Source organism: Ralstonia mannitolilytica, assembly GCF_905397375.1.
Lineage (GTDB): Bacteria > Pseudomonadota > Gammaproteobacteria > Burkholderiales > Burkholderiaceae > Ralstonia > Ralstonia mannitolilytica.
The window spans coordinates 81,641-95,833 of record NZ_CAJPVG010000003.1; the positions used below are offsets into that span (position 1 = coordinate 81,641).

11 protein-coding genes and 1 tRNA gene are annotated in these 14,193 nt (G+C 63.8%); 10 read left to right on the forward strand and 2 right to left on the reverse strand.

Going from position 1 to position 14,193, the window contains the following annotated elements; translation table 11 throughout:
* The first annotated feature begins 41 nt into the window (after nt 1-41).
* Both KHN96_RS08490 and KHN96_RS08495 read left to right on the forward strand, forming a co-directional pair.
* On the forward strand, nt 42-3,161 hold the full coding sequence (locus KHN96_RS08490; RefSeq protein WP_062738510.1) for an efflux RND transporter permease subunit: 3,120 nt from the start codon (nt 42-44) through the stop codon (nt 3,159-3,161).
* A 127-nt stretch (nt 3,162-3,288) separates the two neighbouring features.
* A tRNA-Leu gene (locus KHN96_RS08495) sits at nt 3,289-3,375 on the forward strand.
* Between the two features lie 83 nt (nt 3,376-3,458).
* On the opposite strand, the gene KHN96_RS08500 is transcribed toward KHN96_RS08495, so the two are convergent.
* Entirely contained in the window at nt 3,459-4,043 is a 585-nt protein-coding gene (locus tag KHN96_RS08500) for a PAS domain S-box protein (protein ID WP_045786915.1), read from the reverse strand.
* A 549-nt stretch (nt 4,044-4,592) separates the two neighbouring features.
* On the opposite strand from KHN96_RS08500, the gene KHN96_RS08505 reads away from it, so the two are divergent.
* Complete coding sequence (locus KHN96_RS08505) at nt 4,593-5,042, forward strand: hypothetical protein (protein ID WP_062738511.1); 450 nt, start codon at nt 4,593-4,595, stop codon at nt 5,040-5,042.
* A gap of 93 nt (nt 5,043-5,135) precedes the next feature.
* Here the strand turns inward: KHN96_RS08505 and KHN96_RS08510 are convergent, their stop codons facing one another.
* On the reverse strand, nt 5,136-6,455 hold the full coding sequence (locus KHN96_RS08510; RefSeq protein WP_045786913.1) for an MFS transporter: 1,320 nt from the start codon (nt 6,453-6,455) through the stop codon (nt 5,136-5,138).
* A gap of 146 nt (nt 6,456-6,601) precedes the next feature.
* On the opposite strand from KHN96_RS08510, the gene cyoA reads away from it, so the two are divergent.
* The 7 genes from cyoA (at nt 6,602) to KHN96_RS08545 (ending at nt 14,098) form a co-directional block, all read left to right on the forward strand.
* Nucleotides 6,602-7,657 carry a ubiquinol oxidase subunit II gene (cyoA, locus tag KHN96_RS08515; RefSeq protein WP_062738512.1) on the forward strand — a complete coding sequence of 352 codons (1,056 nt, stop codon included), beginning with the start codon at nt 6,602-6,604 and terminating at the stop codon, nt 7,655-7,657.
* Between the two features lie 62 nt (nt 7,658-7,719).
* The gene (gene cyoB, locus KHN96_RS08520) at nt 7,720-9,723 is read left to right on the forward strand and encodes a cytochrome o ubiquinol oxidase subunit I (protein WP_062738513.1); all 2,004 of its coding nucleotides are present in this window, start codon (nt 7,720-7,722) and stop codon (nt 9,721-9,723) included.
* Nucleotides 9,716-10,378, forward strand: a complete 663-nt coding sequence (gene cyoC / locus KHN96_RS08525; RefSeq protein WP_082062895.1) for a cytochrome o ubiquinol oxidase subunit III — start codon at nt 9,716-9,718, stop codon at nt 10,376-10,378. The genes cyoB and cyoC overlap by 8 nt, the downstream gene beginning before the upstream one ends.
* Nucleotides 10,375-10,803: a cytochrome o ubiquinol oxidase subunit IV gene (cyoD, locus tag KHN96_RS08530; RefSeq protein ID WP_045786910.1), complete on the forward strand. Its 429-nt coding sequence runs from the start codon at nt 10,375-10,377 to the stop codon at nt 10,801-10,803. The genes cyoC and cyoD overlap by 4 nt, the downstream gene beginning before the upstream one ends.
* Before the next feature lie 162 nt (nt 10,804-10,965).
* Nucleotides 10,966-11,160 carry a hypothetical protein gene (locus KHN96_RS08535; protein WP_045786909.1) on the forward strand — a complete coding sequence of 65 codons (195 nt, stop codon included), beginning with the start codon at nt 10,966-10,968 and terminating at the stop codon, nt 11,158-11,160.
* Nucleotides 11,161-11,303: 143 nt separating this feature from the next.
* Entirely contained in the window at nt 11,304-11,813 is a 510-nt protein-coding gene (locus tag KHN96_RS08540; RefSeq protein WP_045786908.1) for a sigma-70 family RNA polymerase sigma factor, read from the forward strand.
* 83 nt (nt 11,814-11,896) lie between these two features.
* Nucleotides 11,897-14,098 (forward strand): TonB-dependent siderophore receptor, encoded by a 2,202-nt coding sequence (locus KHN96_RS08545; protein ID WP_233902575.1) that lies wholly within the window; start codon nt 11,897-11,899, stop codon nt 14,096-14,098.
* Nucleotides 14,099-14,193: the final 95 nt, after the last annotated feature.

Consider the following 14,193-nt stretch of genomic DNA (forward strand, 5'->3'; position numbering starts at 1 on the left):
CGACGCCCCGGCCCTCGCCAACACACGCACACACCGCGCGCATGGAACATTCCCGTTTCAACCTGTCACGCTGGGCGCTTGAACATCAGCCGCTCACGCGCTTCCTGTTGGTGGCGCTGCTGCTCGGCGGCATCTTTGCGTATTCGAAGCTGGGGCAGGACGAAGACCCGCCGTTCACGTTCCGCGCAATGGTGGTGCAGGCCTTCTGGCCGGGCGCCACGGCGGAGCAGATGTCGCGCCAGGTGACCGACAAGATTGAGAAGGCGCTGCAGGAAGTGCCATACGCGTGGAAAATCCGCAGCTACTCCAAGCCCGGCGAGACGCTAGTCACGTTCCAGTTGGCCGACACGTCGCCCGCCAAGGAAACGCAGCAGCTCTGGTACACGGTGCGCAAGAAGGTGGGCGACATTGCGCCGACCTTGCCGCAGGGTGTGCGCGGGCCGTACTTCAACGACGACTTTGGCGACGTGTACGGCTCGATCTACGCGCTGTCGGCCGATGGCTTTACCTACCGGCAGCTCAACGACTACGCCGATGCGATCCGCCAGCAGCTGCTGCGCGTGCCGAACGTCGCCAAGGTGGAGCTGCTCGGCGATCAGGACGAGAAGATCTACATCGAGTTCCAGCAGGCCAAGCTGGCGCAGATGGGGCTGGACATCAACACCATTGCCACGCAGATCGGGCAGCAGAACAACATCGGCCCCAGCGGCGTGCTGGTGACGCCGACCGACAACGTGCAGATCCGCCTTTCCGGCCAGTTTTCAGACATCCGCGACCTGGAAAACCTGAGCCTGCGCGGCCCCGGCGGCACGACCAACATCCGCCTGGGCGACATCGCCACCGTGAAGCACGGCTACATCGATCCGCCGCACGCCAAGATGCGCTTCAACGGCAAGGAGGTGATCGGTCTGGGCATCTCGATGACCAAGGGCGGCGACATCATCCAGCTCGGCAAGGACTTGCGTGCGACGGTCGAGAAGATCCGCGCGAAGCTGCCGGTCGGCATCGAGATGGAGCAGGTGCAGAACCAGCCGAAATCGGTGCAGAACTCGGTGGGCGAGTTCGTGCATGTACTGATCGAGGCGGTGGTGATCGTGCTGGCGGTTAGCTTTCTTTCGCTCGGCCTGCACACCAAGCCGAAGCTGCGCATCGACATCTGGCCGGGCCTGGTCGTGGCGCTGACGATTCCCCTGGTGCTGGCGGTGACGTTCCTGTTCATGAACATCTTCGACATCGGCCTGCACAAGATTTCGCTCGGCGCCCTGATCATCGCGCTGGGCCTGCTGGTCGATGACGCGATCATCGCGGTCGAGATGATGGTGCGCAAGCTGGAAGAGGGCTTCTCCAAGATGGAGGCCGCCACCTTTGCCTACACGTCCACCGCCATGCCGATGCTCACGGGCACGCTGATCACCGCCACGGGCTTCCTGCCGGTCGGGCTGGCACGCTCGACGGTGGGCGAATACACATTCGGCATCTTCGCCGTGACGGCGCTGGCGCTGGTGCTGTCATGGTTTGCGGCCGTCGTGTTCGTGCCGTATCTCGGCTTCCTGCTGTTGCGCACGAAATCGCACGTGGGCGACGGCGGCCATCACGAACTGTTCGATACGCCGTTCTACAACCGATTCCGCGGCTGGGTGAACTGGTGCGTCGAGTACCGCAAGACGGTGATCGTCGTCACGCTGGTGGCGTTCGGGCTGGGCGTGTTCGGCTTCAAGTACGTGGAGAAGCAGTTCTTCCCCGATTCGAGCCGGCCTGAGCTGATGGTGGAGCTCTGGCTGCCGGAAGGCTCCAGCTTCAACCAGACCGAAACCGAAGCGAAGCGCTTCGAAGCGCTGATGCGCAAGGAGCAGAACGTCGACAGCGTGACGCTGTTCATCGGCTCCGGCGCGCCGCGCTTCTACCTGCCGCTCGACCAGATCCTGCCGCAAACGAACGTGGCGCAGGCCATCGTCATGCCGACATCGCTCGAGACGCGCGAGGGTGTGCGCCAGCGCGTCATCGGCTTGCTGAAGTCGCAATTCCCGCATCTGCGCGGCCGCGTGAAGCTGCTGCCCAACGGGCCGCCGGTGCCGTATCCGGTGCAGTTCCGCGTGATGGGCCCGGACATTGGCGGCGTGCGCAAGATTGCCGACCAGGTCAAGGCGATCATGCAGGCGAACCCCAATACCGTGGGCGTGAACGACAACTGGAACGAGAACGTCAAGGTCCTGCGGCTGGACATCGACCAGGACAAGGCCCGTGCGCTTGGCGTGTCCACGGGGTCGATCTCGCAGGTCACGCAGACGGTGCTGTCCGGCGCGCCCATCGCGCAGTACCGTGACGGCGACAAGCTGCTGGACATCGTGATGCGCCCCGAGGCGAACGAGCGCAACACGCTCGATGCGCTGCAGCGCGTGCAGGTGCCGACGGCCAGCGGCCGCGCGGTGCCGCTTACACAGGTGGCGCGCGTGGGCTTTGCATGGGAGCCGGGGGTAATCTGGCGCGAGAACCGCGACTACGGCATCACCGTGCAGTCGGATGTGGTTGATGGCGTGCAGGGCCCGACCGTGACGGCGCAGATCAACCCGCTGCTCGACAAGATCCGCGCAGACCTGCCGCCCGACTACCAGATCAAGATCGCCGGCGCGGAAGAGGAGAGTGCCAACGCCGGCGCGTCCATCGCCGCGCAGATGCCGCTGTGCATCTTCATCATCTTCCTGCTGCTGATGCTCCAGCTCCACAGCTTCTCGCGCTCTGTGATGGTGTTCCTGACGGGCCCGCTCGGCCTGATTGGCGCGGCCGCCACGCTGCTGCTGCTGCGCGCGCCGATGGGCTTCGTGGCGCAGCTCGGCATTACCGCGCTGATCGGGATGATCATCCGCAACTCGGTCATCCTGGTGGATCAGATCGAGCAGGACGTGGCCGCCGGTGTGCCCACATGGAACGCCATCGTCGAAGCGGCAGTGCGGCGCTTCCGTCCCATCATCCTCACGGCGGCTGCGGCGGTGCTCGCGATGATTCCGCTCTCGCGCAGCGTGTTCTGGGGCCCGATGGCGGCGGCCATCATGGGCGGGCTGATCATCGCTACGGTGCTGACGCTGCTGTTCCTGCCCGCGCTGTATGCGGCCTGGTTCCGCGTGAAGCGGCCCGAAGCCCGGGCCGCCGCGCCGACTGCCTGACGGCGGCGAGGGAAGGCGCAATCCCGGCCACGCGCGGTGCGGGCGGGGGATTGGAAACCCTCGGACGACTGCGATATAATCGCCGGCTTCCTTACCGGCGCCCTCAGCGGGCGCCGCGTTCCATCCGGCGAGGGTGGCGAAATTGGTAGACGCACCAGGTTTAGGTCCTGACGCCAGCAATGGTGTAGGGGTTCGAGTCCCCTCCCTCGCACCAGAATTCTCTTGCAGATCAGCGATTTAGCTTCAAAGGCGTTCCTGCCGCCGAGCGCTTTCACACGCGACGCCTTGTCCACCGCATCAGCGATCGCGAGTCTCTTTGAGCCACAGGCTCATAAGCCCAGCGCGGCCGCGCACACCGAACTTCCGATAAATGCTCGTGACGTAGGAATGCGTCGTGGAAATGGCAAGGCCGAGTTGTTCGGCAATCTGCTTTTCCGCGGCTTCCGTCAGCAACAGCTGCAATACCCTGCATTCGTGGGGCGCCAGCCGCTCCTTCAGTTGTGCGAGCGGGTTGTGCGCGCCGGCCGTTCTCAGTGCCGTGATGTTGCGTGCCACGCCGATGCGCAGCCGATGCTCGACATTCCACCGCGCCGACCATGACAAGTAGACATCGTTGCCCAGCTGATGCCGGTAGCGGTTCTCAAATCCGGTGCGTCTGGCGCCGGCCTGAACGCGGGCCGCTTCCCGCTGTGTCCGATCGCGGTCGTCCGGCGCCACAAGCTCGAGCATGAACTGGCCGACCAGTTCGGATGGCCGATAGCCGAGGATTTCCTCCCACGCGGCATTGGCGTAACGGATTCGCCCGGTCTCGTCGACCATGAAAACGGCATCCGGCAGGCTGTCGGCCAACGTGATCGCGCTCACTTCTTTGAGAACTTCCATGCTCTGCCGCTTTCGATCTGGACTGCGAAGGAAGAATGGCTGGCTTACCGAGGCCCATCGCCGAGCAAGGTTGCAGCCTGCGCCTTGATGGCGACCACGCCGGCGGCCTGTCTAGCACCGGAAGACAGCATCGGACCACGCCTACACGGGAATGCTTACCCTCTGATTAGCAGGGTGCCAGCCAGAATAGCGTCTGCTATCGTTTCCCACAATGTGCGGTGCCAGCATCACGCCGGACTCACGACATTCAAGGCACATTCGCTCCGACGGGGCGGGCGCGATGCAAACGAGGGGGAAGCCTGTGAGCGAGCCAGCCGGCGCAGACCGGCCTCAGCGCTCGCGGGCATCGGCGAAAAATATAAGAACTCGCGGGACGTTTCAAAGAATGGGGAAGTTTTCGCGCACCAATCCAGCGGCGGATCCGGGGAGGGACCTCCGCCGCCCATGCGCCGCCGACTGTGCTGGCGAGCTGCGACAGCGACGATCAGCTTATCCGGTCGGCAAAGACATGCGTGAATAAGCCTGTCGACACTCTGCGCGCGGCATCCTATGGACCTCCTCTATAAAGTCAGGCTGTACCAGGAGAACGGTCACTACTTTGCCGTCCTGGTAGCGTCGGGCACGCTGCATTCCAGCACAGGGCGAAACATCGCCGAAGCCTTGGAAAACCTGGGGAGGTCCATGGCCGATCACCCTGCGGCCGCACCGGCTGATTGCCCAGTGAATCCGAAAGAGCGTGAGGCAAAATGCCAAACAGCGGAGCCCGTGCCGGCTGCTCCGGAGGTTCGGCGCCGCGCCGCTCTCGTCAAGCAACGTCTTGACGAGCGTTTCGGCAAGGCCACCCTGCGCGAGCTGGCGGACAAGCTCGGGCTGGACAACGTCACCCCGCAACTGCTCTCGTCCTCGATAGCGGGCAGAGGGGCGAAGCGTGTTCGGCTCGCCATTGCGGCCGCGCTTGGCGAAGACCCGAACACGCTCTGGCCGGCAGGACGCCATTGACAATCGGTGCGCCGTTGAATGGGTGCGAATCGCCCCCTCAGGCGGCGGAGCACGGCGGGTCCGTTCGCCCGCACCCTTCAACGGCAGCCGGTTTCAGGTATCGGGCGTTCCGAGCGCGCGGTTGATCCGCAGCGCCACGAGTGTTCCGATCACCCCCGACATCAGGTACAGGCTGACCGCCGCAAGCCCGAATAATGACGAGAGGCCCAGCGCCACCAGCGGCGCAAAGGCCGCCCCGAAGAGCCAGCCGAAGTCCGTGGTGAGGGCGGCGCCGGTGTAGCGGAACCGCCGTTCGAAGTTCGAGGTGACCACGCCAGCCGCCTGGCCATACGAGAGCCCCAGCAGGCCAAAGCCGAGCAGGATGAAGATGTCCTGGCCGGTAGCGCCTCCATCCAGCAGCCACGGCGCAGCCAGACTGAACAGACCGATCAGCACGGCCATGGCGGCCAAGGTGGTGCGCCGGCCGATGCGGTCTGCGATCAGGCCCGACACCAGCGTACCCATGAGCGCGATGACCGCGCCGACGATCTGCACAGCCAGCACATTCGACACGCCCTGGGTCTTGTGAAGCGCGATCCATGACAACGGAAACACCGTGACGAGGTGGAACAGCGCATAGCTGGCCAGCGAGGCAAATGCGCCCAGGAAGATGTTGAACCCCTGCGCATTCACCATCTGCAGGGTGCTGATCGGTTCCAGCTCGCCTTCTTCCAGCAGTTGCGTGTATTCGTACGTCACCACGAGCCGCAGCCGCGCAAACAGCGCGACCACGTTGATGGCGAAGGCCACGTAGAACGGATACCGCCAGCCCCAGTCGATGAATTCTTCCGGCGTCAGGCTGGCATGGAGGAAGAGGAACAACCCGCCCGCCACGATGAAGCCGGTAGGCGCGCCGAGCTGGCCGAGCATGGCGTACCAGCCGCGCCTGTCTTCGGGCGCGTTCAGTGCGAGCAGCGACGGCAGGCCGTCCCAGGAGCCGCCAAACGCAATGCCCTGCATGAAGCGGAAGAGGGCCAGCAGGTAGATCGCCGCGCTGCCGATCGACGCGTACGACGGCAAGAACGCAATCCCGACGGTGGCCGTGCCGAGCAGGAACAGCGACGCGGTCAGCTTCGTGCCGCGGCCCCATCGGCGCTGGATGCGCATGAACAAGGCGGTGCCAAACGGCCGGCCGATGAAGGCAAACGAAAAGATCGTGAAGCTGAAGAGCAGCCCCGCCAATTCGCTCGCAAACGGAAAGTAGACCGACGGGAAGACGAGCACCGAGGCGATGCCGTAGACGAAGAAGTCGAAGTACTCGGAGGCCCGCCCGATGACCACGCCGGTGGCGATCTCAGCTGGGGCGACTTCATGGTGGCCTGGTGCGGGCGGAGCAGTGGGGGACGCGCGATGCTGATGGGTCAGACTGGCCATCGTGGGGTCTCCGTCGAGGGCGGGGGATGTCGTCAGGGCATTAAAGTCCGGCAATCACCAGAATAGGCGCCTAAACTGCAACGGCAAATCGAAAGATCGTTGGGGGCATCCCCGCGCGACGTTAACCAGACGCCACTTCCGAGACCATGCCACGCTTCGATGCAGCGGTGAAATCCTTCCAGGTAACGGGAAGATCGCTTTTGAGAAGTGCCGCAATTGCTTTGCTCCTGGCGCTTGCGGGATGCAGCAACGCGGTGCTGCTGTCGCCGGCAGGCGACATGGCGCTGCGGCAGCGCGACCTCATCATCATCGCCACCTGCCTGATGCTGCTGATCATCGTTCCGGTGATCATTCTCACGCTCGTGTTTGCGTGGCGATACCGGGAGAGCGCCGACGACGCGCACTACAACCCGGACTGGGACCACTCCACAGTGCTGGAGCTGGCGATCTGGGCCGCGCCGCTGCTCATCATCATCACGCTGGGCGCCATCACGTGGGTCAGCACCCATCAGCTCGATCCGTATCGGCCGCTGACGCGGCTCGATTCCCAGCGCCCGGTGCCGCCCCAGAGCAAGCCGCTCACCGTGGAAGTGGTGGCGATGGACTGGAAGTGGCTGTTCCTCTATCCCGAGCAGGGCATCGCCACTGTCAATGAACTGGCGGCGCCGGTTGATCGCCCGATTGCGTTCCGCATCACGGCCACGTCGGTCATGAACGCGTTCTTCGTGCCGTCGCTGGCAGGCATGGTCTATGCGATGCCGGGCATGGAGACCAAGCTCCACGCGGTCATCAACCGGCCCGGCGTGTACGACGGGTTCTCGTCCAACTACAGCGGCCAGGGTTTCTCGCACATGCGGTTCAAGTTCCACGGCCTGTCGAATGAGGAGTTCGACCGATGGGTGGCGCAGGTCAAGTCATCGGGCACGCCGCTGTCGAAAGACGTCTACCTCAAGCTGGCCAAGCCCAGCGAAAGCGAGCCGGTGCAGCGCTACGCCAGCGTGGCGCCGGGCCTCTACGACCGCATCCTGAACCGCTGCGTGGACGGCCAGGCGTGCCTGGCAGACACCATGGCGCGCAACCGCAACCGTGCCGGGTTCGACCCGTCGACGGAAATCTGCACTGCGAGCAACGTGGCCGATGTCATGCCCATGCTCGCGGCGGAAACCGCCATCAACGACGACGGCCGGCGGCTGTTGCGGTAACGCGCAGTCTCGCGCGCCTTTTCGACGTTTTTCGCCAAATTTGATCGGCCCAGGTGACACCTATGCCCGAGCGTTCCGAACTCGCCAATCTGATCTTTGGCCGCCTGACATGGGAGGCCATTCCGTACCACGAGCCGATCCTGCTGGCGACCTTCGCGGTCGTCGCGCTCGGCGGCCTCGCGCTTGTCGCGGCGCTGACGTACTACCGCGTCTGGGGCTACCTGTGGCGCGAGTGGTTCACCAGCATCGATCACAAGAAGATCGGCATCATGTACGTCGTGCTCGGGATCGTGATGCTGCTGCGCGGCTTTGCCGACGCCGTGATGATGCGCATCCAGCAGGCCGTGGCCTTTGGCGACAATCTCGGGTACCTGCCGCCGCATCACTATGACCAGATCTTCACCGCGCACGGCGTGATCATGATCTTCTTCGTTGCCATGCCGCTGGTGACGGGTCTCATGAACTTCGTCATGCCGCTGCAGATCGGTGCGCGCGACGTGGCGTTTCCGTTCCTGAACAACTTCAGCTTCTGGATGACCACGGGCGGCGCCATCCTGGTGATGATGTCGCTGTTCGTGGGCGAATTCGCACGTACGGGCTGGCTGGCGTACCCACCGCTCTCGGGCATCCTCGCCAGCCCCGACGTGGGCGTCGATTACTACATCTGGGCGTTGCAGATCGCGGGCGTCGGCACCGTGCTATCGGGCATCAATCTGCTGGTGACCATCGTCAAGATGCGCGCGCCGGGCATGACGCTGATGCGCATGCCGATCTTCACGTGGACGTCCCTCTGCACCAACACGCTCATCGTGGCAGCGTTCCCCGTTCTGACAGCCGCCGTGACGCTGCTGGCAGCCGACCGCTACCTCGGCACGCATTTCTTTACGGTCGAGCAGGGCGGCAGCGCAATGATGTACGTCAATCTGATCTGGATCTGGGGCCACCCCGAGGTCTACATCCTGGTGCTGCCGGCGTTCGGCATCTTTTCGGAAGTGGTGGCCACGTTCTGCCGCAAGCGGCTGTTCGGCTACGCGTCGATGGTGTACGCGACGGTGGTGATCACCGTGCTGTCGTATCTCGTGTGGCTGCACCACTTCTTCACGATGGGGTCGGGGGCCAGCGTCAACTCGTTCTTCGGGATCACGACGATGATCATTTCGATCCCGACCGGCGCGAAGATCTTCAACTGGCTCTTCACGATGTACCACGGCAAGATCCGCTTCGAGACGCCGATGCTGTGGACGGTGGGGTTCATGGTCACCTTCGTCATCGGGGGCATGACGGGCGTGCTGCTGGCGGTGCCGCCGGCAGACTTCTCGCTGCATAACAGCCTGTTCCTGATTGCGCACTTCCATAACGTGATCATCGGCGGCGTGCTGTTCGGGCTCATGGCGGGCATCACGTACTGGTTTCCGAAGGCGTTTGGCTACCGGCTGGTGTCGTCGTGGGGCAAGGCGTCGTTCTGGTTCTGGTTTGTCGGCTTCTACGTGGCCTTCATGCCGCTGTACTGGCTCGGCATGCAGGGCGTGACCCGGCGCATGAGCCATTTCGACGATGCGTCATTGCAGATCTGGTTCGAGCTCGCGGCACTTGGCGCGGCGCTCATCGCCGTCGGCATCGCGTGCTTCCTGATTCAGCTCGTGGTGAGCTTCCTGCGCCGCGAAGAGTTGCGCGACACCACGGGCGACCCCTGGAACGGCCGCACGCTCGAGTGGTCGACGTCATCGCCGCCGCCGCAGTACAACTTCGCGCTCACGCCGCTCGTGCACGACACCGACGCGTGGTGGCAGATGAAGCAGTACGGCTACCAGCGTCCGCAGGAGGGTTTCAAGCCGATCCACATGCCGAAGAACACGGCCGCAGGCATCGTGCTGGCGGGCCTTTCCACACTCTGCGGCTTTGCGCTGATCTGGCATATCTGGTGGCTGGCCATCGCCTCGTTCGCGGCCACCATCCTCTCGGCGATCGTCCACACCTTCAACTACAAGCGCGACTATTACATCCCGGCGGAAGACGTGCTCCGCACCGAAGCCGCGCGCACTCAACTGATGGCAGGCCATGGCTAATACCAGCTCGCTGCATGTGACGGCCCCCACGGGCACCACCACGGTGGATGACGTACCACCGGGCGGTTACCAGTTTCACCTGACCGAAGAGCCGCATGTGCCCAACGGCACGCTGCTCGGTTTCTGGGTCTACCTGATGAGCGATTGCCTCATCTTTGCGTGCCTGTTTGCCGCCTATGGCGTGCTCGGTCGCGAATACGCAGGTGGACCGACGGGGGCGGAACTGTTCGACCTGCCGCTCGTGGCGCTGAACACGTCGTTCCTGCTGCTGTCGTCCATCACGTACGGCTTTGCGATGCTACAGATGCAGCAGAACCGGATTCCGGGCCTGCAGATCTGGCTCGCCATCACGGGGCTTTTTGGTGCGGCGTTCCTCGCGGTGGAGCTCTACGAGTTCGTGCATCTGATCCATGAAGGGGCGGGGCCGCAGCGCAGTGCGTTCCTCACGTCGTTCTTTGCCCTGGTTGGCACGCACGGGCTGCACGTCACGTTCGGCCTGATCTGGCTGGTGGTGCTGATGCTCCAGGTTTCGCGGCATGGGCTGATCACAGCCAACAAGCGCAGGCTGATGTGCCTGTCGATGTTCTGGCACTTTCTGGACGTCGTGTGGATCGGCGTCTTTACCTTTGTGTACCTGATGGGGACGCTGCCATGAGCGCGCAAGATCAAACGCTGAACGGTCACGGCGACGGCCACAGCCATGACCATCACGAAGAAGACATCGGGCCGCACGCCACGCTGGGCGGCTACCTGACCGGCTTCGTGCTGTCCGTCTTCCTGACTGCCGTTCCGTTCTGGCTCGTGATGGGCCACGTGTTCGAGCGATCGTCGACCACGGCGGTGGCGATCCTCCTGATCGGTGCCGTGCAGATCGTGGTGCACATGATCTACTTCCTGCACATGAACGCGAAGTCCGAAGGCGGCTGGAACATGCTCTCGCTGATGTTCACGCTCGTGCTCGTGGTGATCACGCTCACGGGTTCGCTGTGGGTGATGTACCACCTGAACACGAACATGATGCCGCACATGCGGCCGCCCACTGATACGGGGGCCGTGATTCTGCCTCCGCGCGCGCCTTAGGACGGACGTCGGCCAGGGCAATCCAGATACTGCTCGACACCTGGCCGTGCCGGCCGCCAGACCGGTCGCGGCCTGAGCGGTCGCCTACACGGAACGTGCGGTGGCACACCCGCGCCACCTTCCCTACGATGACATGGCACAGACCAGACGGGGAGCCGCGCCATGTCCATCTTTGACGAGAACGAGCACCGCGAGGCGTTCTGGGAAACCGTGCGCCAGGCCATCGAGGCGCGCGAACAGGCCGACCGGGCGCGTCGCTCCGGCCGGATGACAGGGCTGGCAATCGGCCTGTCGGTGGCAGCCCTGGCCGTCGCACTCTTGGCGTGGCGGCGGCGCGCATCGGGCGACATCGCTTAGCACGGCCCGTCGCCCATCCCACCCGTTGTGGAACCCCAGTTGCAAAATGGGCTTCGCACCGCTTACAATGAGAATGATTCTCATTCGTAAGGGCGCCGGATGCGGGCTGCATACGCGCGTCCGGTTGACCTTCCGGAGCGCGCATGCAGGCCGTCCAGTCCGATCCGCTGCACGACATCGATTCGCTTTACGCCGACCATAGCGCGTGGCTGTTCGCGTGGCTCAGCAAGAAGCTGGCGTGCCCAGAAGAGGCCGCGGATGTGCTGCATGACACCTTCATGCGCGTGTTGGACTGCCCGCGCCCGCTCGAGGGGGTGCGTGAGCCGCGCGCTTACCTGACCACGACCGCCAAGCACCTGATGATCGATCGCGCGCGTCGGCGGAAGGTGGAGGACGCTTGCCTCGATGCGCTGACGCTGCGCTGCGCGGCATCCGGTCATGCGCCCTCGCCGGAGCAGCACCTGGCCCAGGCGCAGGTGCTGCAGCGCACGAGCGCGGTGCTCGATACGCTGTCATCGAGTGCGCGCGAGGCGATCCGGCTGCGCTACATCGAGGGGCAGTCCCAGGCCTGCATTGCCGAGACGCTCGGCAAGTCGACGCGCATGGTGCGCAAGTACCTGGTGCAGGCAGCGGAGCGCTGCGCGATGGCGTAAGCAAAAAAAATCACAATCGAGTTCCGCTTTTGTGCTGTGGCTCGTCGATGTGCACGGAAACCTCACGCATCTTCCAACACATCATGCCAAAGCACATCAACACAACGGTTTTTCCATCTGAAACGACTGGCCATACGGCGCTGCGCCCCGTGGTGCTCGCCGCGCGGCTGACATGCGTGGCGCTGCTGGGGGCGGTGCTGCCCGTGCAAGTCATGGCGCAGGGTACGGCCGCCGAGGTCACGGCGACGCTGCCGGCCACAACGGCCGTCGGCCGCGGCGAGACGGCACAAAGCCCCGGCAAGGGCTTCGTTGCCAAACAGAGCGCGGCCGGCACCAAGACCGACACGCCGATCATCGAGACGCCCCAGTCGATTTCGGTGGTCACCCAGCAGCAGCTGGATGACCAGAAGCCGCGCGGCCTGTCGGAGGCACTCAACTACACGTCCGGCGCGTTCACGGCCCTGGTGGGTGCATCCAACCGTTACGACTACGTGGCGTTGCGCGGCTTCAATGACAGCAGCGTCGACAACACCTTGCTCGATGGCCTGCGCCTGATGAGCGACCAGGGCAGCTATAGCTCGTTCCAGATCGACCCGTATTTCCTGCAGCGCATCGATGTGCTGAAAGGGCCGGGCTCGATTCTCTATGGCCGCGCGTCGCCGGGCGGAGTGGTGGCGTTGACGAGCAAGAAGCCGCTGTTTCAGCCGTATCACGAGGTGGAAGTCACGGTGGGCAACCGGAATCGCCTGGAAGGTGCGTTCGACATCTCCGGTCCGGTCGACCAGAACGGCGTGATGGCCTTTCGCGTGACAGGTCTTGCGCGCGGCATGGACACACAGTTCGAGCACGTGCGCGAGCAGCGCTTTGCCATTGCGCCATCGCTAGCGATCAACTTCACGCCCGACACGCACTTGCTGCTGCAGGCCTACTTGCAGCATGACCCGGAGGGCGGCTACCACAGCGGCGTGCCGGCCGAAGGCAGCATCTTCCCGCGCAACGGCCGCTTCATCTCGCGGTACTTCTTCGATGGCGACCCGACGGTCGAGAAGTTCCGCCGCACCCAGCGCATGGTCGGCTATCAGTTCGAGCACGCGTTCAATGACCAGTGGACGGTGCGCCAGAATTTCCGTTATGTGTTCGGCGACACGCGCCTGCGCCAGATCTATGGCTACGGCTGGGCCAGCGCAGAGGAACTGACGCGCTACTACTCCGGCGCCAAGGAGGCCACGCACGCCTATACCGTCGACAATCAGCTCGAAGGCAAATTCACGACCGGCCCGGTCAGGCATACGATGCTGTTCGGCCTGGATTACCAGAAGCGCCATGTGGATGGCTTCTGGGAGTCCGGCAGTGCAGACCCGATCAACGCCTTCAACCCCGTGTACGGCAATCCGGGCCTCACCGGTGTCAGCGCAACGCCGATCGACCGCTGGCTCGAGCAGACTGGCCTGTACCTGCAGGACCAGATTGCCATCGATCGCTGGCGCTTCACGCTGGGCGTGCGCGAAGACCACGCCAAGGCATCGAATCTGTTTGGCGCAGGCACGCCCTCGGAGTGGAGCGGGTCGAAGTTCACCAAGCGCGCGGGCGTGGTCTACCTGTTCGACAACGGGATCGCCCCGTACTTCAGCTATGCCGACGGCTTCAACCCGAGCCTGCGGGCAGACCAGCAGGGCAACCTGCTGCAACCGGCGACGGCCAAGCAGTTCGAGGCCGGTGTCCGTTATCAGCCGAAGGGGTCGAGCACGATGCTGTCGGCAGCGGTGTTCAACCTGGATCAGGAAAACGTGGCGACGCGGCCTGTCGGGCAGATCTACTACCAGCCGAGCGGCAAGATCCGCACGCGCGGCCTGGAGCTGGAGGCGCGCACGCAGCTGACGGACACCGTGTCGGTGCTGGCCAACTACACGTTCACCAACATGAAGTTCATCGACTCGGCAGAGGGCTTCGTGGGCAACACGCCGTACCAGGTGCCACGCCATATGGCATCGGCATGGCTCGATTGGACCTTCTTGCCCGGCTACACCGCTGGCATGGGCCTGCGCTATGTCGGCACGAGCTGGGGTGACAACGCCAACAGCTTCAAGGTGCCGCCGTACACGCTGGTCGATCTGATGCTGCGCATCGACCTGGCGCGCTGGGATCCGTCACTCAAAGGTGCCAAGCTGCAATTGTCGGCGAAGAATCTCTTTAACAAGAATTACATGGCATCGTGCCTGAGCGATACCTATTGTTATTGGGGTGATGCGCGCAACGTGATGGCAACCATTTCGTACCAATGGTAATTCGGTTTTCTTCATACAAGCATCATATTTTACGTGTAGTATTCTGATTGTCCTGTCGCCCGGTAATGTCGATTCCGACGTTGCCGGGCATTCCA